This window comes from Kluyvera sichuanensis (genome assembly GCF_040930405.1).
GTDB classification, from domain to species: domain Bacteria; phylum Pseudomonadota; class Gammaproteobacteria; order Enterobacterales; family Enterobacteriaceae; genus Kluyvera; species Kluyvera sichuanensis.
On record NZ_CP162271.1, the window covers coordinates 4,095,010 to 4,118,209 of the forward strand.

The following is a 23,200-nucleotide window of genomic DNA, read 5'->3' on the forward strand; positions in this document are numbered from 1 at the left end:
TGCGGCACTCCGCAAGGCGCATCCGTCAATTTTAGTAGAAGATGGCTAAAAAACCTGGCAGGAGTATGGCTTTTTCAGGCCGTCGGAGGCCGCTATCTGGTTAGCATCGATGGCAACGGCTACAATGCACATTTTGTGCCATGGAGAGACATAATGACCAGCCTGAATCGGATGCTGTCGGTACTTGACCTGTTCACTGCAGAACGCCCCGTGTGGGAAGCCGACCGTATCGTGGAAGCGCTGGGATGCTCCACGCCCACCGGCTATCGCTACCTGAAAGAGCTGATGCACACTGGCCTGCTGCAGCGCTTTAACGGTGGCTATTATGCGCTGGGGCCACGCATCACCCTGCTGGATTATGTCATCCGCAGCACCGACCCGCTGCTGGCAGCCAGCATCCCGCAGATGCGTGAGCTAGTGAAGCAGACGGGTTGTCATTGCACGCTCTCCAGGCTTGATGGCGATGTGTTTCTCGACCTGCATCACGAGTCCTCGACTCAGGACATTGCGTTGATTTACGGCCGAGGCCGTCCGCGCCCGATGTTTTCCGGCAGCGCGCCAAAAGTGGTTATCGCCAACCAAACCTCGAAGCAGCAGCGTGGGCTGTACGAACGCTTTCGTGAAGAGGTGCTGAGGGCAGGATTAGGCGACACGGAAGAGGCGTTCCTGAAACGGATGCTGCAAATTCGCAAAGCGGGGTGCTACCGGGCGGATGAAGAGTTGGCGGCGGGGGTGTCATCGCTGTCGGTGCCGCTGCGTTTTGCGCCAAAAGAGCACTGCGCCGCGCTGGCGCTGGTCTCATCGACTCAACATTTTGCGCAAAGCAACGTGGGGGAGTGGCAGGACAAACTTAAAAAAGCGGCCCGGCGTATTGCGTTGGCCTTAGACGGGGAATAGCCGCATTCAGACAATAAAAAACCCCGCCGTGGCGGGGTTTTCTGCAATTAATAGAGCGCGACCGGCCATTCTGGCGGCGTCTGGCTCATCACTTCAACCATCACATCTTTGATATTGTTAAAGATAGTGGAAATCTCGACCAGAGTAATCCCTAACAGGCTGGTGGCAAACCAGCAGGCGGCCGCAAGACCCAGCATGCTGCAAATAGCGCCCAGGCCGATGTAGTCGGCTTTACGGAGTTTGATTTTCAGGGTACTAGCAACGAACATCAGCACGGCGCTGGTTAACGGCCAGCGTAACAGCGTAACGCCTGCGGTAAGTGAAAGCATGGGACCTTTTCCTCAGAGATAAACAACAAGCTGCCCTGACAGCACTTGTGTAATGAGGCACTGGGCGCTCTGGCTATCTGAAGGCATTCACAAATTGAGTGAAACAGTGTTTCTGTTTCATCTCGTTATGTGAACTATATCACGTTTGTTGTTTTATTCACCAGAGGTAAACGCAGGATTTTTGTCAATCCAATAACCATCCTGTAAGCATGGGTAAGGCCGCCACACGCGGTGCAGCAGCCTGAATGCGGATTAAGCGGAGATCTGGTGGCGGTAGTCCGTCGGCGTGCGGTCAAACTCGCGGCGGAATACGCGTGAGAAGGTCTGTTGCGAAACGTAGCCGAGATCCATGGCGATATCAAAGATAGGCCGCTGGGTGGTGCGTAGCGCCTCTGCGGCAAGCAGCAGGCGTCGCTGGCGGATGTAGTCACCCAGCGTCTGATGCATCACGGTGCGGAACATTCTTTGCAGATACCACTTCGAGTAGCCGGACTTACGGGCCACGATGTCGATATTAAGCGGTTGATCGATATGTTCATCTATCCATTCAATTAGCGTTTGAATAATTTCCCGATGGGACATAAGGCTCTCCCCGTTGTCTATTTTTGCGTCGATTTCTGTTCTGTCGGCGAGTATAATTCCTCAAGTTAACTTGAGGTAAAGCGGATTATGGAAAAAAAGACGACGCGCATAAAAACGCTGTTATCACCCGGCGAAGTAGCGAAACGAACTGGGGTTGCGGTCTCTGCGTTACATTTTTATGAAAGCAAAGGGCTGATCCACAGCACACGCAACAGTGGCAATCAGCGGCGCTATAAGCGCGACGTGCTGCGCTATGTGGCGATCATTAAAATTGCCCAGCGCCTCGGCATTCCGCTGGCGACTATCGGCGACTCGTTCAGCGTGCTGCCGGAAAACCATACCCTCGGGCCAAAAGACTGGAAGCATCTCACTACCCAGTGGCGCGAAGAGCTGGATAAACGCATTCACGCCATGGAGGCGCTGCGTGACCAGCTTGACGGCTGCATCGGCTGCGGCTGTATGTCGTTGCGCGACTGCCCGCTGCGTAACCCCGGCGATAAACTGGGGGAAGAAGGGACCGGGGCGCGTTTGCTGGAAGAAGAATAATCCTTATGCATTCCTCTCCGGAAAATTGCGACATTTTTGCCATAGAAATGTTGCCGGATTGCGCATGGACGATAACGTTTGCGCATGGGTTGAGCAATTCTTCATCGGCATTCGTTAATTTTCATAAACCAGGGCAAACTTCTGTTGAAAAAAGGGGCATAAAAGCCAGATAATCGTTTGCCTTCAAATTTCGGACGCATCTTACGCCGAAAATGAGCGGGCCAACCTTATCTCGCACACGCCGAGGGTAAGGAATTCCGAATATCGTTTTGTCTGCGCGGAGTTAATCGTTTGCTTTTTTGTGGCTCCCCTATTGCCGCAAGTAGCACATGGAGATGACGCTTAGCTGGAAGTGGATGTTCCACCACGCAGACGAACGAATGATAAAAACTCTCAGGGGATGTTTTCTATGTCTACGCCTTCAGCGCGTACCGGCGGTTCGTTAGACGCCTGGTTTAAAATTTCTGCACGTGGTAGCTCCGTTCGTCAGGAGATTGTCGCCGGTCTCACTACCTTCCTGGCGATGGTTTACTCGGTGATCGTGGTGCCGGGCATGCTGGGTAAAGCCGGTTTCCCACCGGCAGCGGTCTTTGTGGCGACCTGCCTGGTGGCCGGTGTCGGTTCTATCGTGATGGGCCTGTGGGCAAACCTGCCGCTGGCGATCGGCTGTGCAATCTCACTGACCGCCTTCACCGCTTTCAGCCTGGTGCTGGGCCAGCACATCAGTATTCCGGTTGCGCTGGGCGCGGTATTCCTGATGGGTGTACTGTTTACCATCATTTCTGCCTCCGGTATCCGTAGCTGGATTTTGCGCAATCTGCCGCAGGGCATTGCGCACGGTACGGGCATTGGTATCGGCCTGTTCCTGCTGCTGATCGCCGCGAACGGCGTTGGCATGGTAGTGAAAAACCCACTGGACGGCCTGCCGGTTGCGCTGGGTCAGTTCGATAGCTTCCCGGTCATTATGACGCTGGTCGGTCTGGCGATGATCATCGGTCTGGAGAAACTGAAGGTACCGGGCGGCATTCTGCTGACCATCATCGGTGTCTCCATCGTCGGCCTGATTTTCGATCCAAACGTGCACTTCTCCGGCGTGTTCGCCATGCCATCGCTGAGCGATGACAAAGGCAACTCGCTGATCGGCAGCCTTGATATTATGGGCGCGCTGAATCCGGTTGTGCTGCCAAGCGTGCTGGCGCTGGTGATGACCGCGGTGTTTGACGCCACCGGGACTATCCGTGCGGTAGCCGGTCAGGCAAACCTGTTGGATAAAGACGGCCAGATCATCAATGGCGGCAAAGCGCTGACCACTGACTCCCTGAGCAGCGTGTTCTCGGCAGTTGTGGGCGCATCCCCGGCAGCGGTCTATATCGAATCCGCAGCGGGTACGGCGGCAGGCGGTAAAACGGGTTTAACGGCGATCACCGTCGGCATCCTGTTCCTGCTGATTCTGTTCCTCTCTCCGCTCTCTTACCTGGTTCCAGGCTATGCCACCGCACCAGCGCTGATGTACGTCGGCCTGCTGATGCTGAGCAACGTGGCGCGCATCGACTTTAACGACTTTGTTGACGCGATGTCCGGGCTTATCACCGCTGTGATGATCGTGCTGACCTGTAACATCGTTACCGGCATCATGATTGGCTTCGCGACCCTGGTGATTGGCCGCGTGGTTTCTGGCGAATGGCGTAAGCTGAACATCGGCACCGTGATTATTGCGGCGGCGCTGGTGGTGTTCTATGCGGGCGGTTGGGCGATTTAATCTCGCCACTGCCGTACAAAAAACCCGCCTGATGGCGGGTTTTTTATTTGTGGCTTGGCCGGGCTACGCGTCCGGACTTTTTTTCTATTTTCAGCCACCTCTCGTTTCCTTTTGCGTTAATCTGGGTAACGTAAACTCGGAAGCACGACGCTTCATGTTTTGAATAATAAGACAACGCTGTAAACAGGGAACGCATGGAAATATTCTTTACCATACTCATCATGACCCTTGTGGTTTCGCTCTCCGGGGTGGTTACGCGCGTAATGCCCTTCCAGATCCCACTTCCATTAATGCAAATCGCCATCGGCGCGCTGCTGGCGTGGCCGACGTTTGGTTTGCACGTTGAATTTGACCCGGAACTGTTCCTCGTTCTGTTTATCCCGCCGCTGCTGTTTGCCGACGGCTGGAAAACGCCGACCCGTGAGTTTATTGAGCATGGGCGAGAGATCCTCGGGCTGGCGCTGGCGTTAGTGCTGGTGACGGTAGTGGGGATTGGCTTCCTGATCTACTGGATTGTGCCGGGTATTCCGCTGATTCCAGCCTTTGCGCTGGCTGCCGTGCTGTCTCCGACCGATGCCGTGGCGCTCTCCGGGATTGTCGGGGAAGGGCGCATCCCGAAAAAAATCATGGGGATTCTGCAGGGCGAGGCGCTGATGAACGACGCCTCTGGCCTGGTGTCGCTGAAGTTTGCCGTCGCGGTAGCGATGGGCACGATGGTGTTTACCGTCGGTGGCGCCACGGTGGAATTCCTCAAAGTGGCGATTGGCGGCATCCTGGCGGGCTTTGTGGTCAGCTGGTCGTACGGTCGCTCAATGCGCTTCCTCAGCCGCTGGGGCGGTGATGAACCCGCCACGCAGATTGTGCTGCTGTTCCTTCTGCCGTTCGCCTCTTACCTGATCGCCGAACATATCGGGGTGTCCGGTATCCTCGCGGCGGTAGCGGCCGGGATGACCATCACCCGTTCCGGCGTGATGCGCACCGCGCCGCTGGCGATGCGCCTGCGTGCCAACAGTACCTGGGCGATGCTGGAGTTTGTGTTTAACGGCATGGTGTTCTTGCTGTTGGGTCTACAACTGCCAGAGATTCTCGAAAGCTCGCTGGTAGCGGCAGAGGCCGACCCGAACGTTGAAACCTGGATGCTGTTTACCGATATCATCCTGATTTACGCGGCGCTGATGCTGGTGCGTTTTGGCTGGCTGTGGACGATGCGCAAGCTGAGCCAGCGCTTCCTGAAAAAGAAACCGATGGAGTTTGGTTCATGGACCACCCGCGAGCTGCTGATCTCCTCCGTAGCCGGTGTGCGCGGGGCGATTACCCTTGCCGGTGTGCTCTCCATCCCGCTGCTACTGCCTTCAGGCGACGCCTTCCCGGCGCGCTATGAGCTGATCTTCCTGGCTGCGGGCGTGATTCTGTTCTCGCTGTTTGTCGGGGTGATCGCTCTGCCGATTCTGCTGCGTCATATTGAGTCGGGCGATAACGTCCAGCAGCGTAAAGAAGAGCGCCTGGCGCGGGCCGCAACGGCTGACGTGGCGATTGTCGCCATCCAGAAAATGGAAGAGCGTCTTGCCGCGGATACCACCGAGAATATCGATAACCAACTGCTGACCGAGGTCAGTTCACGCGTGATTGGTAACCTGCGTCGCCGCGTCGATGGGCGTAACGATGTAGAAACCTCAATGCTGGAAGAGCAGCTTGAACGCCGCTTCCGCCTGGCGGCGCTGCGTTCCGAGCGCGGGGAGCTGTACCACCTGCGTGCGACGCGCCAGATCAGCAACGAGACTTTGCAGAAACTGCTGCACGACCTCGACCTGCTGGAAGCGCTGTTGATTGAAGATGCGTAATACGGATAAAGCGTGTGCCGATCAGTTCCCTCTCCCCCATGGGGAGAGGGCTAGGGTGAGGGGATGGCGCCGAGCATAAACCCTCACCCCAACCCTCTCCCTTAAAAAGGGAGAGGGGGCGCACCGTGCCTAAACTTCTACTCCGGCACCTTAAACCCCTCGCAGCACTTCAGCCACGCCTGGGCGCTGTGAGACAAATAGACCCCTTCGCGCCAAATCATCCCTAACTGCCAGCGCAGATCGCTCTCCAGCGGCAGCCATCGCAGGGTTTTCTCATCGAGCCTGCGGCAAATCGGCTCCGGCAAAATTGCCACGCCAACGCCCGCCTGCACCATCGCGGCGAGAAAATCCCATTGTCCGCTTCGCACCGCAATGCGCGGCTTGACGTTATGACGCGCAAACAGCTGCATCAGCTGGCGGCTAAGGGCGAAATCTTCGTTGTAGATAAGCAAAGGATGCGCGGCGAGCTGCTGTGGTGAAACCGAGGTCTGTTCCAGCCAGTCGCCGGAGCGCGGCACCAGTACGCAAAGGGGGTGACTGAACAAGAGCCGGGTAGTCAGTGCGCTCTCTTCTTCCACCGGCAGCGCCGTCATCGCCAGATCCAGCTCGCCGTTCATTACCGCCTGCTGCACGGTCAGGCCGCCGCCTTCGGAAATTTTCAGCTCCACGCCGGGATAGCGCTGGCGAAACAGGCTAATGGGCCCGGCCATCAGCATGCCAACCATCGGTGGAATACCGAGGCGCAGCACGCCTTTGTTGAGATGGTTAATGTCGCTAAGCTCGGCCTCCAGCTGGCGAAATTCGTCGAGGATAGCCAGCCCGCGATCGAACACCACCTGCCCGGTATCGGTCATCAACAGCTTACGGCCGTCGCGAATGAGCAGGGTGCAGTTCAGCTCATCTTCCAGATTTTTGAGCATCTTACTGATGGTGGGTTGCGTCACGAAGAGCTTCTCCGCCGCGCGGGTAAAGCTCTGCTGACGAACGACTTCGACAAAGTAGCGCAGCGTTCTGATGTCCATGATTATGCCTCTTAACTATGCTACCGATGAGTTTAATTCATTTTTGTCATCATCGTTGTCTCACTATACTGTGCCTCTCTCATTTTTTCTGGACATCCCTCCATGGCTGAGGCCTTAGGGCGCGTTGTGCCCTCCGTTTTAAACCGTCTTCAGGTTCCGGTGCAGGTTGTGCTGTACGCAGGTCTGTTTGTGTTTGCTGACTATCTGGTGAACCGGTGGCATCTGCCGCTGCCCGCTAATCTGGTGGGCATGGTGCTGCTGTTGGCGCTGATTGTCTGCCATATCGTGCCGCTGAAATGGGTTCGCGCCGGGTCGCGCTGGCTGCTGGCGGAAATGCTGCTGTTCTTTGTGCCGGCAGTGGTGGCGGTGGTGAACTATGCCCAATTGCTGATGGTCGACGGCTGGCGGATTTTTGTGGTGATTGCGCTGAGCACGATGATGGTGCTGGCGGCGACCGCATGGGTGGTCGATAAGGTTTATCGCTACGAACTGAAGCGGATGCGCCATGAGTAACTTTCAGCTGAGCGTGCTGTGCCTGGCGATTACGCTGGTGCTCTACTTTGCCAACAAACGCCTCTATCGCCGCTTTCGCAAGCTGCCGCTGATGCCGCTGGTGCTGACCCCGGTGTTATTGGTGCTGATGCTGGTGTTCGGCCATATCTCCTATCAGAACTACATGGGCGAAGCGCACTGGCTGCTGTGGCTGCTCGGCCCGGCGACCATTGCGTTTGCGGTGCCGGTGTACGACAACCTGGCGATCATCAAACGCCACTGGATGTCGCTGTCAGCGGGGGTGATCACGGCGACGGTAGTCGCGGTGACCAGTTCGGTGTGGCTGGCACGGCTGTTTACGCTGCCGGATGAAATCCAGCGTAGCCTGGCGGTGCGTTCCATCACCACGCCGTTTGCTCTGGCGGCGGCAAAGTCGCTCGGCGGCCAGCCTGAGCTGGTGGCGCTGTTTGTGGTGGTGACCGGCGTATTCGGCATGGCGATTGGCGACGTGCTGTTCCTGCGCTTATCCATTCGTGAAGGGATGGCAAAAGGCGCGGGCTTCGGCGCGGCATCGCACGGTGCCGGGACGGCGCGCTCCTATGAGCTGGGGCCGCAGGAAGGCGTGGTGGCGAGTCTGGTGATGATGCTGTCCGGCGTGGTGATGGTGCTGGTGGCGCCGTTAGTGGGCTGGATAATGTTCTGATGCTGCTGCCGGGTGGCGCTGCTGTACGACCGGATACATAGGTAACACTTCAGACCGGGAACATAGGTAACACTTTCCTAGTCTATCCGGATAATACTACGGCTTTTCCGGTCATAGTAAGCAAGCGTTATTCCGTTAAAGATGATGGCCTCAACGCCATCATCTTTTTCTTCCAGCATGATGTATTCCCCCAGCAGCGCTTCGCTCAGGAACACCTCCTTACCGATGTGTATCACCCCCTTCGACATCACTCTGTACAGCCGCGCTCCTTCAGGCCATTCATACTCAGGTACTTTACCGTCCCAGCTGCGCGATGATGGCCGCCATACCTCACCCGGCGTGGTTCCTCCCAGCGCTTCATGTGGACGCTCCTGGTTGAACTCTTCTCTGTAATGACTGAACCAGGCCTGTTGCTCTTCCAGCGTTCTGAAGATATTCCCGTGTTTCAGTGCGCTTTTCAGCGAACGGTGCATCCGCTCATGGCGACCATTTTCCTCCGGATGCCCCTTTCTGATTCGCTCGGGCCTGATGCCCAGTTTGATAAGCCAGACCGACAGACGGCTGAGACCCGCCACCCCAACGCCAGCAAAGGGCTGCCCGTTGTCGGTTCGCAGCACATCCGGCAGACCGTACTCAAGGAAGGAGTCGGTGAGGCACTGTCGGGCAAAGGCGGTGTTCTCGTGATGATTACCCCGGCAGCTCAGAAGGTAGCGGCTGTGGTTATCCGTCAGCGTAAACGGGTGGCAGTACTCCCGGCTCAGCAGTCTGAACTTCCCTTTAAAATCAGCGCTCCAGACCTGATTAATATCCTGGATAGTGGTCAGCGGCTGACGATTCCCGGGCGTTCTGTGTCTACGCTTTCTGTCCGGAACCATCCCCTGACGCTTGAGGATATCGCCGATAGTGCTGGCAGCCGGGACCGGGAAGTCGGCCTGATGATTAAGGAGCCACATCCGCAGTTTTTTAGGTCCCCAGTCAGGATGTTTTTGCCGTAATGCCATCAGATGGGCAGCAATATCTGGCGGGACGGTGCGGGAATGTGAGAGTGGCGCCCGTGAGCGGTCGAAAAGCGTCGCAGGCTCTGAAGGGTCGAAACGCCCGAGCCATTTATAGCCCGTTTTACGACTGATGCCGAAGAGACGGCAGAGTGCGGAGAAAGACATCGTGCCAGCGTGGCTGGCACGGATAAAATCAAGACGTTGCATAGGTCGGGTCTCAGTCCAGGGCATAGCGAGTCTCCTCTTCTATGCCTGTTATAACTGTTACCCATGTATCCGGTCTAAAGTGTTACCTATGTTCCCGGTTTGTACCCTGCGCTTACCCGGCCTACAGGGGCGCAATCCCGTAGGCCTGATAAGCGACGCGCCATCAGGAAAAACTAGCGGTTCAACCGCCGCACAATCCGCTCCACCTGCTGGCGGAAATCGGCGACCACTTCCGCGGTCGTCTGCTTACCGAGGTCCAGCTTCTCGCGGGCCGAGGTAAACTGATCGATAACCTGCAAATCCTCAATATACGGCGTGGCGACAGCGGTGGTGTGCAGCGACTGCGCCTGGCGCAAGCCGGCAACGACCGGGTCATTCGGGTCAATCACCCCTTTTTCGGTGAGCAGCGTTTCTGCCGCCTTGTTCAGCGGAATACCGCGCTCCAGCCCTAATGCCTCCACCGACTGCGGGTCGCTGACCAGGAAATTCAGCAACATAGCGGCCTCTTTCGGATGTTTGGTCGACTTCGCCACCGAGAACATCTGCGAGGTTTTAAAGTAGACGCCGGACTCATCCGTTCCCGGCTGCATCACGTAGTCGCCGAGCACCAGTTTCGCCGGTGGCGTCATGTTGTTGGCAAACATCCGGATGGTGATGTTCCAGGTGAACAGACCGCCCCATTCGCCGTTAATCCACGGCTTCATCTCATACAGATTGCCCTTGCCGTAGGCGGAGAGCGTTTTCGGTGACGGCAGTACGTGGTCATCGCTCAGCCGCTTCACAAAGTTGAACGCCTCAATCCACTGCGCCTCATCCCAGGCAAACTTACCGTCGCTGTTGAACATCGGCTTCTGGTGTTTCTGCATCATGTAGGCGTTGAGCAGCAGGATCACGTCCTGATCGACCATGGTGTACGGATAGTAGTTGTTGCCCAGTTTCTGCTGGAATACCTTCCCGGCGGCAAAGAACTCGTCCCAGGTTTTAGGATAGGCCAGCCCGGCTTTTTGCCAGGTCACGTCGTTGTAGTAAAAGACCGGCGCGTTGACTGAGATAGGCAGGCCGTTGAGCTTGCCTTTGACGGTGGTGGACTGCAAATCTTTGGCCTGATACTGGCTGAAATCAAGCTCGCCCTTGAGCTTATTGAGGTCGTAATAGCCTTCGCCGTTTTTGGAGAAGATGATCAGCCACGGCCAGTTGGTCTGCATCACGTCCGGCTCGGTGCCGCTGGCCATCTGGGTGGTCAGGCGCGAGAGGTGCCCGTCCCAGCCGGTGTATTCGGCCTTCACTTTGATATCGGGATACTTTTTCTCGAAGGCTTCCAGCGCTTTCAGCGTCGCCTGGTGACGGCTATTGCCGCCCCACCACGACATGCGTAATTCAACGGGCTGTTGCGCCCAGGCAGAGGTACAGGAAAATAACAGCGATGCGATGACACCTGAAACGAGTTTATTCATTATTTGTCTCCAGGATAGAGGCATTAATAGCGTTATTAAACAGGTGAGTAACAGCAAAATACTGACCAGTCACTCCGGCGCAGCCTCCCTGCCGCGCCGGAAAGCATGCGGCTTAACGTTTTGTCAGACGGGAAACCAGTTCAAACTCCTTAAAGTTCACCGGGCGCTGCTGCTGCATCGAAATGTTGCCCGCAATACCGGTGAGGATAGACATCGCCCCCGCGCGGTGGTCGGCAGCGCGCTGCAGCGGGTCGTTGCCCGGCTCGCCGAACAGGTCCGCCAGCATGGCGTTATCGCCGCCGCCGTGGCCGCCTTCACCGAGGTTAAATTCCGCTTTCCACGGCTCGGCAAACATCGGGAAGATGGTGATATCACACTGCTCCAGGCTGCCTTCGTTTTCGCGTTTGCCACCGGCGTTGACGTAGGATTTCTCGACGATCTTCATCTCCAGACGGCCTTCGGTGCCGTTAAACACCACGTTCAGCCCTTCCCATGGCAGATAGGCGTTAAGCGAGTAGGTGAGCTGCACCTGGTTCTGGTATTTCACCAGCACCGACATGGTGTCTTCGATGGTGATGCCGTCGCTGAACACGCTCTGGTCGCGGAAGTAGTTATCTTCGTGCTCGGCGTCCAGATACAGCGCTTTCAGCTGTTCGTTGTCCGCCATATTCAGCGCGAACGGGTCGTCCTTCGCTTCGGCAAAGCCGTGGGTGCGCGGGTAGAACTGGCTGACGCCGCGCTTCTCGGCGTTCTCTTTGCCGTAGAACTGCAGGCTGCCTTCGGCGTACACGCGCTCCGGATAGCTTGCCAGCCAGAAGTTCATCAGGTCGAAATGGTGGGTCGATTTATGTACCAGCAGGCCGCCGCTGTTGCGTTTTTCGCGGTGCCAGCGGCGGAAATAGTCCGCGCCGTGTTCGGTATTGAGCAGCCACTCGAAGTGAACGGAGGTGACGTTGCCAATCACGCCCTGCATCAGCAGTTCACGCACTTTGCTGTGGTGCGGCGCATAGCGATAGTTGAAGGCCACGCGCACGGTGTGCCCGGTCTCTTCGATGGCGTCCAGAATACGCAGCGCGCGCTTCTCGTCGATGGTCATCGGCTTTTCGGTGATCACATCGCAGCCCGCGTGCAGCGCCCGAACGATATAGTCGTCGTGGGTGCGGTCCATGGTGGTGACGATGACGATGTCCGGGCGGGTTTCGCGGATCATCTCTTCAAACTGCGCCGCTTTCCAGGTAGATACCGGCTCGGCTCCCTCTTTTTGCAGCAGCGTATTGGCGTAATTCATTCGCGTCTGGTTGGTGTCGCAAAAGGCGACCATTTTGGCGTTATTACGCCAGGTTCCACCAATAGCGGAAATATATAAACCTGCACGACCTCCAGTCCCGACCAACGCATATTTTTTCATGACATCCTCGATTAATATATCAACACCAAAATCAGCAAGGCGACGCAATGAAACGTATTCCGCATCAATTGATGGAGCTGAACAGCACTTTTATCTGGCACTGGCCCTGGTTTATTCAGGGCGTTAAAAGCGCGAAACAGCACGGTTTCACCGGCATCATCCTGCACCAACAGGAACTGCTTTCCATTCTTGCGACGCCCTCGCCGTTGAGTCCGAAACTCCACGTCGAGAACCTTATTCATCAGCAGCATTACGCGCTGCAGTATTTAAAACGCGTTGACCGTTATCTGGCGGAAAATAACCTTTCGTTCTGGCTACAGGGGGAAGCGGCGCCTAATGACGACATTATTAAGCGTAAATTTCCCGAACTGACCTTCGACGAAAGAAGCGCGCCGGATTTCTGGCAGCAGTTTTATGCCGCGATACTGCATCCGCTATTGCCGTCGTTGCCACATCTCAGCGGCATGATTCTGAGCCTGACCACCCCGGACTTTCAGACCGCTCGCTGGCAGCAGAGCCTGCACGATGTCTGGAGCCTGCTGCGCGCCCAGGGGAAAAAGCTGGTGCTGCGCGACTTTATTGATGACAGCTGGCCGCGCCAGCAGCTTTCCAACATTCTTGCTCGGCTCTCGGACGACGTTCGCGCCTCTATCAAAGCCACCGAACTGGACTATCACCCCGGTTTTGCTAACCACCCGCACATTGCGACGCTGCCGGGGCATAAAAAATGGATCGAGTACGATCTTTTCGGTACAGGCTACGGCTGGACCGCGCTGCCGTGCTATCTGGCCGATGAGATCAGCGGTCGCCTGAGCTGGGCGCTGAGCGCCGCCGAAAACGAAATTGAGGCCATTACCTCTCGCGTGAGCTGGCAGTGGCTGCCCGATAGCCGGGTTATGGACTCCGCCAACGCCATTAATCTCTTTGGGCTGTCTGCCGCCAACCAGGTTGACGACTCTGCGCCATCAGCCTTTGAACGCTGGGCCGCGCATCAGCAGCTTGGCTTTCGCTCGACGCAGGATAAACATCAGCTCTCTGCCATCGTCCACGCCAGCTACGACTGGCTGTGTAAAACGCCGAACTTCCTCGGACGGCGGTTGCACTACCAAAGCCAGATCCCGGAGAGCCTCTCTCAGGCGCAGCAGTTGCTGCATATGGACACCCGCAGCGCCAACTGGATGCACGCCTGGCAGCCCTTAATGCCGACTGACGACCCGGCGCTTGGCAAAGAGCAGCGCGAGCGGGTGACGCTGGAAAAAGAGGCCGCCTGCTTCCTCGCGGCCCGCACGGTGCAAAATCTGCGAGAGCTGATGCCGCGAATTACCTGCCCGGACGACACGCTGGAGGTGCTGCTAGCCGCCTGGCGTAGCGCGGAAATCTACAGCCAGATGTTCTCTCGCGTCGCGGCGGCGGTGACCGACGCCCTGTGGCTGGATCACTACGGCCCGCAAAGCCTGCCCGCCGACACGCTGCAAAAGCATCAACAGCAGCTACTTCGTTATGCCGATACGCTGGAACGTTGGCTGGTGAACCCGCCCGCCAGCGGCCCGCTGTTCTTGCCGCTGCTGTTAAGCCCGGAGCGCTTAACCCGCTTTGCCAGAAGCCTTGAGTAAAGAATAAAAAGCGCGGCGAGCGTTGTCTGTAAACGTCGTAGAGGTAAAACCGGGGATTGGCGTGAAAACGGGAAAAGTGTGATGGCCTTTGCGAATCGCAGATAAAGCTTGTGATGCGCATCGACTTTTTTCGTTTTGGCGACGTGATAAACGTCACCTGAAGGGGGAAAAAATGTGATCCCCGACCAGGCGGCCGGGGAGGGGATTTTAGTGTGCGCGGCCCTGGTCGATGCCCAGACCGGTCTGCGAACGGATGAACTGCGCGCGGAACTGCTCGCGTTCACGATTACCTTCTTCGGAGTTATCGGTGGCAGAGAAGAACCAGATACCGATAAAGGCGATGGCAATAGAGAACAGCGCCGGATACTCATACGGGAAGATAGCCTTCTCGTGGCCGAGGATCGTCACCCAAATGGTTGGGCCAAGGATCATCAGTACCACCGCCGTCAGCAGGCCAAGCCAGCCACCAATCATGGCGCCACGAGTGGTCAGTCTTGACCAGTACATAGAGAGCAGAATGATCGGGAAGTTGCAGCTTGCCGCGATGGAGAACGCCAGGCCCACCATGAACGCGATGTTCTGATTCTCGAACAGAATGCCCAGCAGAATCGCTACCACGCCCAGCACCAGCACGGTGATTTTTGAGACCTTCAGCTCTTCACGTTCGGTTGCGCCTTTCTTAAAGACGTTGGCGTACAGGTCGTGAGAAACCGCTGAAGCCCCGGCCAGCGTCAGACCGGCGACCACCGCCAGAATGGTGGCGAAGGCGACCGCAGAGATAAAGCCGAGGAACAGGTTACCGCCCACGGCATCGGCCAGGTGAACCGCCGCCATGTTGTTGCCGCCAATCAGCGCGCCCGCCGCGTCTTTAAACGCCGGGTTCGCCCCGACCAGCATGATCGCGCCGAAGCCGATGATAAAGGTCAGGATGTAGAAGTAGCCCATAAAGCCGGTGGCGTAGAACACGCTCTTACGTGCTTCGCTGGCGTCGCTGACGGTGAAGAAACGCATCAGGATGTGTGGCAGGCCCGCAGTACCAAACATCAGGCCGAGACCCAACGACAGCGCCGATATTGGATCTTTCACCAGCCCACCTGGGCTCATGATGGCCGCACCTTTCGGGTGTACCGCCATCGCTTCGGTGAACAGGTTATTGAAGCTAAAGCCGACGTGTTTCATCACCATAAAGGCCATGAAGCTGGCGCCGAACAGCAGCAGCACCGCTTTGATAATTTGTACCCACGTGGTGGCGAGCATGCCGCCGAACAGCACGTACATCACCATCAGCACGCCAACCAGCACCACGGCGACGTGGTAGTTGAGGCCGAACAGCAGTTCGATAAGCTTACCGGCACCCACCATCTGGGCGATGAGGTACAACGCGACCACCACCAATGAGCCGCAGGCGGAAAGCATACGGATTGGCCCCTGCTTCAGTCGGTACGACGCGACGTCGGCAAAGGTGTAGCGGCCGAGGTTACGCAGGCGTTCGGCAATCAGGAACAGAATGATTGGCCAGCCGACGAGGAAGCCGAGCGAGTAGATCAGTCCGTCATAGCCGGAGGTGTACACCAGTGCGGAGATACCGAGGAACGAGGCCGCTGACATAAAGTCACCGGCGATCGCCAGCCCGTTCTGGAAACCGGTGATGTTGCCGCCAGCGGTGTAGTAATCGCTGCGTGAACGTACGCGCTTTGAGGCCCAGTAGGTGATGTACAGCGTCAGCATGACGAAAATCAGGAACATGATAATCGCCTGCCAGTTGGTTGGCTGGCGCTCAACGTGTCCGCTAATCGCATCGGCCGCGTTGGCTGCGAAAGGAAGTGTGGCGGCCAGCGCCGTCAGGACTTTCTTCATGATGCTTTTACCTCACGCAGTACGGCCTTGTTCAGGCGATCGAATTCATTGTTGGCCCGCCAGACGTAGACGCCGGTCAACAAGAAGGAAATGACGATAATGCCGATCCCAATCGGGATGCCGCGCGTGACGCTAGTGCCCGGATGCAGCGGCGTGCCAAGCCAGCCAGGGGCAAAAGCGATGAGTAAAATAAAACCGACGTACACCACTAACATGATCAGCGATAAGAAGGTGGCAAACCGTTGCCGTTTTTCGACGAGCTCCCTGAAATGCGCACTATCTTCTATCTGCTGACAAATTTGATCATTCATCACAGAGTCTCCAGAGGTTTTTTTACGTAGTGTTTTTTGTTGTGCAAATCAGAACCAGAACACCGTACTGTTCCTTTCTCCGAACGGAAAAAGGATCGGGCGAGGGGCGGTGTACGGCGGTGCACCCTCACCCCGGCCCTCTCCCGGTGAACAGGAGAGGGGGAAGTCTGCCCTTATGACGGCATCGTGATGGCCTGCTTCTCTTCCAGCAGTTTGTCCACCACGCCCGGATCGGCGAGCGTAGAGGTATCGCCCAGGTTGCTGGTGTCGCCAGCGGCGATCTTGCGCAGAATGCGGCGCATGATCTTGCCCGAACGGGTTTTTGGCAGCGAGTCGGTCCAGTGCAGCACATCCGGGGTTGCCAATGGGCCAATCTCTTTACGGACCCAGTTGCGCACCTCGGTATACAGCGCTGGCGTCGGCTCTTCGCCGTGGTTCAGCGTGACGTAGGCGTAAATCGCCTGGCCTTTAATGTTGTGCGGAATACCAACGACGGCGGCTTCGGCAATTTTCGGGTGTGATACCAGCGCCGATTCGATTTCTGCGGTTCCTAAGCGGTGGCCGGAGACGTTCAGCACGTCATCGACGCGGCCGGTGATCCAGTAGTAACCATCTTCATCACGACGTGCGCCGTCGCCGCTGAAGTACATGTTTTTGAAGGTGGAGAAGTAAGTCTGCTCAAAGCGCTCATGGTCGCCGAACAGGGTACGCGCCTGGCCCGGCCAGGAGTCGGTAATCACCAGGTTACCCTCGGTCGCTCCTTCCTGCGGATGGCCTTCGTTATCAACCAGCGCGGGCTGCACGCCGAAGAACGGACGGCTGGCGGAGCCGGCCTTCAACTCGATGGCGCCCGGCAGCGGGGTGATCATAAAGCCGCCGGTTTCGGTCTGCCACCAGGTGTCCATCACCGGGCACTTCTCGTTGCCGATCTGCTTCCAGTACCACTCCCAGGCTTCCGGGTTAATCGGCTCGCCGACGGAACCCAGAATGCGCAGGGAAGAGCGGTCGGTTCCCGCGGTGGCTTTATCGCCTTCCGCCATCAGCGCACGAATCGCCGTTGGCGCGGTATAGAGAATGTTGACCTTATGCTTGTCCACCACCTGGCACATACGCGCCGGGGTAGGCCAGTTTGGCACGCCTTCGAACATCAGCGTCGTCGCGCCGCAGGCCAGCGGGCCGTACAGCAGATAGCTATGCCCGGTGACCCAGCCCACGTCGGCGGTACACCAGTAGATGTCGCCCTGATGGTAGTCGAAGACATATTTAAAGGTCGTTGCGGCGTACACCAGGTAACCGCCGGTAGTGTGCAGCACGCCTTTCGGCTTACCGGTGGAACCGGAGGTATAGAGGATAAACAGCGGATCTTCGGCGTTCATCTCGGCAGGCTGATGCTGGTCGCTGGCTTTTTCCATCAGGTCGTGCCACCACAGGTCGCGGCCTTCATGCCAGTCAATATTGCCGCCGGTGCGCTTCAGCACCACCACGTTTTCGATGGTTTTGACGTTCGGGTTTTTCAGCGCGTCGTCGACGTTTTTCTTCAGTGGTACGTTGCGCCCAGCGCGAACGCCTTCGTCAGAGGTGATCACCAGACGAGAACTGGAGTCGATGATACGACCGGCAACGGCTTCCGGTGAGAAGCCGCCAAAGATAACGGAGTGGATGGCACCGATACGGGCGCAGGCCAGCATCGCCACCGCCGCTTCCGGCACCATCGGCATATAGATAGCCACCACGTCGCCCTTTTTCACGCCCAGCGATAGCAGGGTGTTGGCGAAGCGACACACGTCGCGGTGCAGTTCGCGGTAGGTAATGTGTTTGCTTTGGGAGGCATCGTCGCCTTCCCAGATGATGGCGGTCTGGTCGCCACGGGTCTCCAGATGACGGTCCAGGCAGTTTGCTGCCAGGTTCAGGGTACCGTCTTCGTACCATTTGATGGAGACGTTGCCAGGGGCAAAGGAGGTGTTTTTAACTTTGGTGTAAGGCTGCATCCAGTCGAGGATTTTTCCCTCTTCACCCCAGAACGCATCCGGGTTGGTGACAGACTGGTGATATTTGGTCTGGTATTGCTCCGGGTTTATCAGGCAGCGTTCTGCAATATTTGCAGGAATAGAGTGTTTGTGAATTTGGCTCATGCTTTTTTTCTCCTTGTAAGATGTTAATAATATGTCTCATAAAAGTTAATAACAGAGGGAGAAGACGCTTTGTTTACTATTTGCGCGGCAGATCACGCAATATTGGAATTGTTCAAATAACGTTCATTTGATTCTTTGAACAAAAATAATTCCGCAGGGGGATTTATAGAAAAATACCGATTTTTTCTTTTTTTATAACAAAAGCTTATAAATAATTACTGGTAGAAATCAGCGGTAATATGGATTTAGGCAGTGAAAAGCCCTGTTCTGAAAGGGTTGCGCGAGACACCGTGCAGATGATACTGATATTGCGCGTTAAAAACCTCTAAAAGTAAACGCAACACAAATCACCCCCTTTCAAATGGATACCATTCCGGTTTGGCATGGTATTTTTCATTGAGGAAGTCTGCAGTTATGAAAAAAGCTCGAATCAGCCTGGCCTGGCAAATTCTGATTGCCCTGGTGCTGGGTATTATTCTCGGTAGTTACCTGCATTATCATAGCGATAGCCGCGACTGGCTGGTTATGAATCTGTTATCACCTGCTGGCGATATATTCATCCACCTGATTAAAATGATTGTGGTGCCGATCGTTATTTCTACGCTGATCGTGGGAATAGCCGGCGTCGGCGATGCAAAGCAATTAGGACGAATCGGCGCAAAAACCATCATCTATTTCGAAGTGATCACCACGGTAGCGATTATTATCGGTATTACCATGGCGAATGTCTTCCAGCCTGGATCAGGGATCGACATGTCACAGCTGGCGACGGTGGACATTTCGAAATACCAAAGCACCACCGCCGAAGTGCAAAGCCATGCGCATGGTCTGATGGGCACCATTCTGTCGTTGGTGCCAACCAATATCATCGCCTCGATGGCGAAAGGCGACATGCTGCCGATTATCTTCTTCTCGGTGCTGTTTGGTCTGGGGCTCTCCTCGCTGCCTGCCACCCACCGCGAACCGCTGGTTACGGTGTTCCGTTCGATCTCTGAAACCATGTTCAAGGTCACCCACATGGTGATGCGCTACGCGCCGGTTGGCGTATTCGCACTGATCGCCGTGACGGTGGCGAACTTCGGTTTCGCCTCGCTGTGGCCGCTGGCGAAGCTGGTGCTGCTGGTGCATTTCGCTATCCTGTTCTTCGCGCTGGTGGTGCTGGGCATCGTGGCGCGTATCTGCGGGCTGAGCATCTGGATCCTGATTCGTATCCTGAAAGACGAGCTGATTCTGGCGTACTCCACCGCCAGCTCCGAGAGCGTGCTGCCGCGCATTATCGAGAAGATGGAAGCCTACGGCGCACCGGCTTCTATCACCAGCTTCGTGGTGCCGACCGGTTACTCGTTTAACCTCGATGGTTCCACGCTGTACCAGAGCATCGCGGCTATCTTTATCGCGCAGCTGTACGGTATTGACCTCTCCATCTGGCAGGAAATTGTGCTGGTGCTGACGCTGATGGTGACCTCAAAAGGGATCGCGGGTGTGCCGGGCGTCTCCTTCGTGGTACTGCTGGCGACGCTGGGCAGCGTCGGTATTCCGCTGGAAGGTCTGGCATTTATTGCCGGCGTTGACCGTATTCTCGACATGGCGCGTACCGCGCTGAACGTGGTGGGTAACGCGCTGGCGGTGCTGGTTATCGCCAAGTGGGAGCACAAGTTTGACCGTAAGAAAGCGCTGGCGTATGAGCGCGAGATGCTCGGCAAGTTTGATAAAACTGCCGATCAATAAATAGAACAATAATGCCGGGCTTGCCCGGCATTATTGTTTTTGGGGACGGTGCAGATCCCGGCGGCGCTTCGCTTGGCCGGGCTACAGTAACGTAGCCCGGGCGAGCGCATGCGACCCCGGGAAAAAACTACTCCGCACTCACCTTATCAAACTCTTCGCACCCGGTATCAAACCCTTCCGTACAGCTCAGGTTCAACCACTGCAAGGCTTTCTGTTTGTTCTGCGGGATAAACCCTTTCTCGCCGCTCAGGAACATCATCCCGGCCCAGTACTCGGCATAGCCGGTGCGGGAGAGCGCGGAACTGTTTTTGAAGTAGTCCGTCGCCTTTTCGTCATCTTCCTTCACGCCCACGCCGTTGGCGTAAATCAGCCCCAGCAGCATTTGCGCGTCCACCGCGAAATCGCTCTCGGCGTTCATTGATGCCTGCTGGAGTAGTGTAATCGCCCGCGGGTAGTCGGTTTGTCCGGCCTGGCTGTTGATAAGAATACGCGCCAGGATCACTTCACCGGCTCGGCTGCCCGCCTTGACGGCTTTCTCGGCCAGCGCTTTGGCTTCGGTATAGTCGAGGCTTACCGGGTTAGTGATTTTAATCTGCGCCAGCAGGGCGCAGGCATCCGCATCGCCGCTGTCGGCGGATTTTTGTGCCCAGAATTCAGCTTTACTCAGGTCGCCGGAGCTAAACCAGGTATCGGCCAGATAGTATTGCGCCCGTGCGTCTCCCGCTTCGGCGGCTTTCAGGTATTGGCTGCCCGGCTCGTCGGCGTACGCTGACAGCGCCGTCAGGCATAACCATAATAATGCAAAAAGTCGTGTCATCTTATTATGTAGGTAGTCGAGGAAGGGGGCAGTATAAAGAGATTGGCAGGATAAAAAAACGCCCCCGAATGGGGGCGTTGAAACGAGTCCGCTTAGCCCATTGCGCTTTCGCGCAGTCCGGCCTTCAGCTTCGTATACTCATCAATAACATACTGCTCAGCGGCACGCTGGTCGGCAATCGGCTCAACGTTCACGGCGCAGTACTTATACTCCGGCGTTTTGGTAATCGGGCTTAAGTTCTCGGTTACCAGCTCATTACAGGCCCCAATCCACCACTGGTAGGTCATGTAAATCGCGCCTTTGTTCGGACGATCGCTCACTGCGGCACGGGTGATGACGCGGCCTTTGCGGGAGTTCACCCACACTAGCGTTTCATCTTCAATGCCTAAACGCGCCGCATCAGCGGTGTTGATCTGGGCATAGCCCGGTTCATCCGCCAGTGCTGCCAGCGCCGCACAGTTACCGGTCATCGAACGGCAAGAGTAGTGGCCGACTTCGCGCACCGTCGACAGTACCATCGGATACTCTTCGGTCAGCTTGTCGATTGGCGCTACCCAGTCGCAGGTGAAGAACTGCGCCATACCGTTCGGGGTGTCGAACTTCTCTTTAAAGAGGTAAGACGTCCCCTGATCGGCATCGCCGGTATCACGGCAAGGCCACTGGATATAGCCCAGTTCGCCCATTTTCTCGTAGGTGGCACCGTAGAAATCCGGGCACAGATTACGCAACTCATCCCAGATTTCCTGGGTGTTGTTGTAGTGCATCGGATAGCCCATGCGGGTCGCGATTTCACTGATAATCTGCCAGTCGGTTTTCAGATCCCACTTCGGCTCAACGGCTTTATAGAAGCGCTGGAAACCACGGTCAGCGGCCGAGAAGACGCCTTCATGCTCGCCCCATGACGTAGACGGCAGGATGACGTCTGCGGCAGCAGCGGTTTTGGTCATGAAGATATCCTGGACGATAACCAGTTCCAGATCTTCGAAGCCTTTACGTACCGCGGAGAGCTCTGCGTCGGTCTGTAATGGATCTTCACCCATAATGTACGCGGCGCGAACTTCGCCATGCCCGGCACGGTGCGGCAGTTCGCTGATGCGATAGCCGGTATGTGCTGGCAGGCTTTCCACGCCCCAGGCTTTGGCGAATTTCTCGCGGTTAGCCGGGTTGTTCACGTACTGATAGCCCGGATAGGTATCCGGCAGTGCGCCCATATCGCAGGCACCCTGAACGTTGTTCTGACCGCGAACCGGGTTCACGCCCACGCTTGGCTTACCGAGGTTACCGGTCAGCATGGCGAGGCTGGTCAGCGAACGGACGGTTTCCACGCCCTGATAGAACTGGGTAACACCCATGCCCCACAGGATGGCCGCGCTTTTCGCACCGGCATACATACGCGCACACTGACGAATTTCCTGCGCGCTGACGCCAGTAATCGCTTCGACGGACTCCGGCGTATAGCCTTCGACAATCTTGCTGTACTCTTCAAAACCTTCGGTACGGCTGGCGACGAACGCTTTGTCGTACAGGTTTTCTTCAATAATGACATGACCTATGGCGTTGAGCAGCGCGATATTCGAGCCGTTTTTCAACGCGATATGCATATCGGCAATGCGCGCGGTTTCAATTTTGCGCGGATCGCAGACGATGATTTTCGCCCCTTTACGTTTGGCGTTAATCACGTGATTCGCCACGATAGGGTGGGAATCAGCCGGGTTGTACCCGAAGATAAAGACTAAGTCAGTGTCATCAATTTCGTTGATGGCATTGCTCATTGCGCCGTTACCGACCGATTGGTGCAGACCTGCAACCGAAGGGCCGTGTCAGACGCGTGCGCAGCAGTCGACGTTGTTAGTACCAATCGCCGCACGCGCAAATTTTTGCATGACGTAGTTTGTTTCGTTACCCGTTCCGCGTGAGGAACCGGTAGTCTGAATGGCATCCGGGCCGTATTTCGCTTTGATCGCGTTCAGGCGATCGGCCACGTAATTCAGCGCTTCGTCCCAGGAGACGGATTCCAGCTTGCCGCCACGTTGGCGACGGATCATTGGGGTTTTCAGGCGTGGCGTCAGGATCTGGGTATCGTTAATAAAATCCCAGCCATAATAGCCTTTCAGACACAGGGTACCCTGGTTGGTTTTCCCCTGAGCCGCCTCTGCCCGGACGATTTTTCCGTTATCGACCACCAGGTTGATTTTGCAACCTGATGCGCAATACGGGCAAACCGTGACGACTTTTTTCATCGGTCTCGCTCCAGTTAATCAAATCGCGCATACGCGCTGTCGCCCTCAGTATGCATCTTTTATGCCACTTTTTTATTGTGGGCATTCCCTGATAATACGGCTGATTTTTGGACAAAACGCTGACGAAAAACAGGCTGTCGTCATATTTGACGTGTCGAAGGGAAAAACGGGTGACGTTGTTGGGAGGAGAACCGATCCCGGAGTCGGCGCTGGCGCGCCTCGTCCGGGCTACCTGATATGGGCACTCGTAGCCCGGCCGAGCAG

General features: G+C 56.5%; 19 protein-coding genes. 8 read left to right on the forward strand and 11 right to left on the reverse strand.

All coding sequences use genetic code 11. The annotated features are described in order from the left end of the window. The first annotated feature begins 153 nt into the window (after nt 1-153). The gene (locus AB2B48_RS19640) at nt 154-897 is read left to right on the forward strand and encodes an IclR family transcriptional regulator (protein ID WP_368299913.1); all 744 of its coding nucleotides are present in this window, start codon (nt 154-156) and stop codon (nt 895-897) included. A 47-nt stretch (nt 898-944) separates the two neighbouring features. On the opposite strand, the gene AB2B48_RS19645 is transcribed toward AB2B48_RS19640, so the two are convergent. Both AB2B48_RS19645 and soxS read right to left on the reverse strand, forming a co-directional pair. Next, the gene (locus tag AB2B48_RS19645) at nt 945-1,226 is read right to left on the reverse strand and encodes a YjcB family protein (protein ID WP_035895939.1); all 282 of its coding nucleotides are present in this window, start codon (nt 1,224-1,226) and stop codon (nt 945-947) included. A gap of 252 nt (nt 1,227-1,478) precedes the next feature. After that, a complete protein-coding gene (gene soxS, locus AB2B48_RS19650) occupies nt 1,479-1,808 on the reverse strand; it encodes a superoxide response transcriptional regulator SoxS (protein ID WP_185668463.1) in 330 nt (109 codons plus the stop codon). Nucleotides 1,809-1,895: 87 nt separating this feature from the next. Between soxS and soxR the strand changes: the two genes are divergently transcribed. The 3 genes from soxR to AB2B48_RS19665 all read left to right on the forward strand — a co-directional run bounded on the left by soxR (nt 1,896) and on the right by AB2B48_RS19665 (nt 5,954). After that, complete coding sequence (gene soxR / locus AB2B48_RS19655) at nt 1,896-2,354, forward strand: redox-sensitive transcriptional activator SoxR (protein ID WP_185668464.1); 459 nt, start codon at nt 1,896-1,898, stop codon at nt 2,352-2,354. A gap of 409 nt (nt 2,355-2,763) precedes the next feature. After that, nucleotides 2,764-4,113, forward strand: coding sequence for an NCS2 family permease (locus tag AB2B48_RS19660; RefSeq protein WP_185668465.1), 1,350 nt, complete (start codon nt 2,764-2,766; stop codon nt 4,111-4,113). Nucleotides 4,114-4,307: 194 nt separating this feature from the next. Then, nucleotides 4,308-5,954 carry a Na+/H+ antiporter gene (locus AB2B48_RS19665; RefSeq protein WP_368299915.1) on the forward strand — a complete coding sequence of 549 codons (1,647 nt, stop codon included), beginning with the start codon at nt 4,308-4,310 and terminating at the stop codon, nt 5,952-5,954. Nucleotides 5,955-6,091: 137 nt separating this feature from the next. Here the strand turns inward: AB2B48_RS19665 and AB2B48_RS19670 are convergent, their stop codons facing one another. Continuing rightward, entirely contained in the window at nt 6,092-6,976 is an 885-nt protein-coding gene (locus AB2B48_RS19670; RefSeq protein ID WP_185668467.1) for a LysR family transcriptional regulator, read from the reverse strand. Nucleotides 6,977-7,078: 102 nt separating this feature from the next. Here AB2B48_RS19670 and AB2B48_RS19675 point away from each other — a divergent pair, with 102 nt between their 5' ends. Both AB2B48_RS19675 and AB2B48_RS19680 read left to right on the forward strand, forming a co-directional pair. Continuing rightward, on the forward strand, nt 7,079-7,489 hold the full coding sequence (locus AB2B48_RS19675; protein ID WP_185668468.1) for a CidA/LrgA family protein: 411 nt from the start codon (nt 7,079-7,081) through the stop codon (nt 7,487-7,489). Beyond that, nucleotides 7,482-8,171, forward strand: coding sequence for an LrgB family protein (locus tag AB2B48_RS19680; protein WP_333497075.1), 690 nt, complete (start codon nt 7,482-7,484; stop codon nt 8,169-8,171). Before AB2B48_RS19675 ends, AB2B48_RS19680 begins: the two co-directional genes overlap by 8 nt. A gap of 77 nt (nt 8,172-8,248) precedes the next feature. Here AB2B48_RS19680 and AB2B48_RS19685 read toward each other — a convergent pair whose 3' ends face one another. From AB2B48_RS19685 to AB2B48_RS19695, 3 genes are all read right to left on the reverse strand, one after another. Beyond that, nucleotides 8,249-9,376 carry an integrase core domain-containing protein gene (locus AB2B48_RS19685; protein WP_368299760.1) on the reverse strand — a complete coding sequence of 376 codons (1,128 nt, stop codon included), beginning with the start codon at nt 9,374-9,376 and terminating at the stop codon, nt 8,249-8,251. Between the two features lie 173 nt (nt 9,377-9,549). Then, on the reverse strand, nt 9,550-10,830 hold the full coding sequence (locus AB2B48_RS19690; RefSeq protein ID WP_368299916.1) for an ABC transporter substrate-binding protein: 1,281 nt from the start codon (nt 10,828-10,830) through the stop codon (nt 9,550-9,552). A gap of 112 nt (nt 10,831-10,942) precedes the next feature. Next, nucleotides 10,943-12,238 carry a Gfo/Idh/MocA family protein gene (locus tag AB2B48_RS19695; protein WP_368299918.1) on the reverse strand — a complete coding sequence of 432 codons (1,296 nt, stop codon included), beginning with the start codon at nt 12,236-12,238 and terminating at the stop codon, nt 10,943-10,945. A gap of 47 nt (nt 12,239-12,285) precedes the next feature. On the opposite strand from AB2B48_RS19695, the gene AB2B48_RS19700 reads away from it, so the two are divergent. Next, nucleotides 12,286-13,851 carry a hypothetical protein gene (locus AB2B48_RS19700; RefSeq protein WP_368299919.1) on the forward strand — a complete coding sequence of 522 codons (1,566 nt, stop codon included), beginning with the start codon at nt 12,286-12,288 and terminating at the stop codon, nt 13,849-13,851. Nucleotides 13,852-14,058: 207 nt separating this feature from the next. Here AB2B48_RS19700 and actP read toward each other — a convergent pair whose 3' ends face one another. The 3 genes from actP to acs all read right to left on the reverse strand — a co-directional run bounded on the left by actP (nt 14,059) and on the right by acs (nt 18,151). Continuing rightward, a complete protein-coding gene (gene actP, locus AB2B48_RS19705; protein ID WP_185668473.1) occupies nt 14,059-15,708 on the reverse strand; it encodes a cation/acetate symporter ActP in 1,650 nt (549 codons plus the stop codon). Then, nucleotides 15,705-16,019 (reverse strand): DUF485 domain-containing protein, encoded by a 315-nt coding sequence (locus AB2B48_RS19710; RefSeq protein WP_106928512.1) that lies wholly within the window; start codon nt 16,017-16,019, stop codon nt 15,705-15,707. The genes actP and AB2B48_RS19710 overlap by 4 nt, the downstream gene beginning before the upstream one ends. A gap of 173 nt (nt 16,020-16,192) precedes the next feature. Then, complete coding sequence (acs, locus tag AB2B48_RS19715; protein ID WP_368299922.1) at nt 16,193-18,151, reverse strand: acetate--CoA ligase; 1,959 nt, start codon at nt 18,149-18,151, stop codon at nt 16,193-16,195. A gap of 414 nt (nt 18,152-18,565) precedes the next feature. On the opposite strand from acs, the gene gltP reads away from it, so the two are divergent. Continuing rightward, nucleotides 18,566-19,879 (forward strand): glutamate/aspartate:proton symporter GltP, encoded by a 1,314-nt coding sequence (gltP, locus tag AB2B48_RS19720; protein ID WP_185668475.1) that lies wholly within the window; start codon nt 18,566-18,568, stop codon nt 19,877-19,879. 127 nt (nt 19,880-20,006) lie between these two features. Here gltP and AB2B48_RS19725 read toward each other — a convergent pair whose 3' ends face one another. Then, a complete protein-coding gene (locus tag AB2B48_RS19725; RefSeq protein WP_185668476.1) occupies nt 20,007-20,696 on the reverse strand; it encodes a tetratricopeptide repeat protein in 690 nt (229 codons plus the stop codon). A 92-nt stretch (nt 20,697-20,788) separates the two neighbouring features. Beyond that, nucleotides 20,789-22,936 (reverse strand): formate dehydrogenase subunit alpha, encoded by a 2,148-nt coding sequence (fdhF, locus tag AB2B48_RS19730; RefSeq protein ID WP_368299923.1) that lies wholly within the window; start codon nt 22,934-22,936, stop codon nt 20,789-20,791. Nucleotides 22,937-23,200 lie beyond the last annotated feature (264 nt).

Bases quoted from the DNA above. Each gene is read 5' to 3' on its own strand.
- AB2B48_RS19695 (WP_368299918.1), bottom strand. From the start codon at position 12,238: ATGAAAAAATATGCGTTGGTCGGGACTGGAGGTCGTGCAGGTTTATAT.
- AB2B48_RS19670 (WP_185668467.1), bottom strand. From the start codon at position 6,976: ATGGACATCAGAACGCTGCGCTACTTTGTCGAAGTCGTTCGTCAGCAG.
- AB2B48_RS19700 (WP_368299919.1), top strand. From the start codon at position 12,286: ATGAAACGTATTCCGCATCAATTGATGGAGCTGAACAGCACTTTTATC.
- soxS (WP_185668463.1), bottom strand. From the start codon at position 1,808: ATGTCCCATCGGGAAATTATTCAAACGCTAATTGAATGGATAGATGAA.
- AB2B48_RS19680 (WP_333497075.1), top strand. From the start codon at position 7,482: ATGAGTAACTTTCAGCTGAGCGTGCTGTGCCTGGCGATTACGCTGGTG.
- acs (WP_368299922.1), bottom strand. From the start codon at position 18,151: ATGAGCCAAATTCACAAACACTCTATTCCTGCAAATATTGCAGAACGC.
- AB2B48_RS19685 (WP_368299760.1), bottom strand. From the start codon at position 9,376: ATGCAACGTCTTGATTTTATCCGTGCCAGCCACGCTGGCACGATGTCT.
- AB2B48_RS19640 (WP_368299913.1), top strand. From the start codon at position 154: ATGACCAGCCTGAATCGGATGCTGTCGGTACTTGACCTGTTCACTGCA.
- gltP (WP_185668475.1), top strand. From the start codon at position 18,566: ATGAAAAAAGCTCGAATCAGCCTGGCCTGGCAAATTCTGATTGCCCTG.
- AB2B48_RS19645 (WP_035895939.1), bottom strand. From the start codon at position 1,226: ATGCTTTCACTTACCGCAGGCGTTACGCTGTTACGCTGGCCGTTAACC.
- AB2B48_RS19665 (WP_368299915.1), top strand. From the start codon at position 4,308: ATGGAAATATTCTTTACCATACTCATCATGACCCTTGTGGTTTCGCTC.
- soxR (WP_185668464.1), top strand. From the start codon at position 1,896: ATGGAAAAAAAGACGACGCGCATAAAAACGCTGTTATCACCCGGCGAA.
- AB2B48_RS19690 (WP_368299916.1), bottom strand. From the start codon at position 10,830: ATGAATAAACTCGTTTCAGGTGTCATCGCATCGCTGTTATTTTCCTGT.
- AB2B48_RS19660 (WP_185668465.1), top strand. From the start codon at position 2,764: ATGTCTACGCCTTCAGCGCGTACCGGCGGTTCGTTAGACGCCTGGTTT.
- AB2B48_RS19710 (WP_106928512.1), bottom strand. From the start codon at position 16,019: ATGAATGATCAAATTTGTCAGCAGATAGAAGATAGTGCGCATTTCAGG.
- actP (WP_185668473.1), bottom strand. From the start codon at position 15,708: ATGAAGAAAGTCCTGACGGCGCTGGCCGCCACACTTCCTTTCGCAGCC.
- AB2B48_RS19675 (WP_185668468.1), top strand. From the start codon at position 7,079: ATGGCTGAGGCCTTAGGGCGCGTTGTGCCCTCCGTTTTAAACCGTCTT.
- AB2B48_RS19725 (WP_185668476.1), bottom strand. From the start codon at position 20,696: ATGACACGACTTTTTGCATTATTATGGTTATGCCTGACGGCGCTGTCA.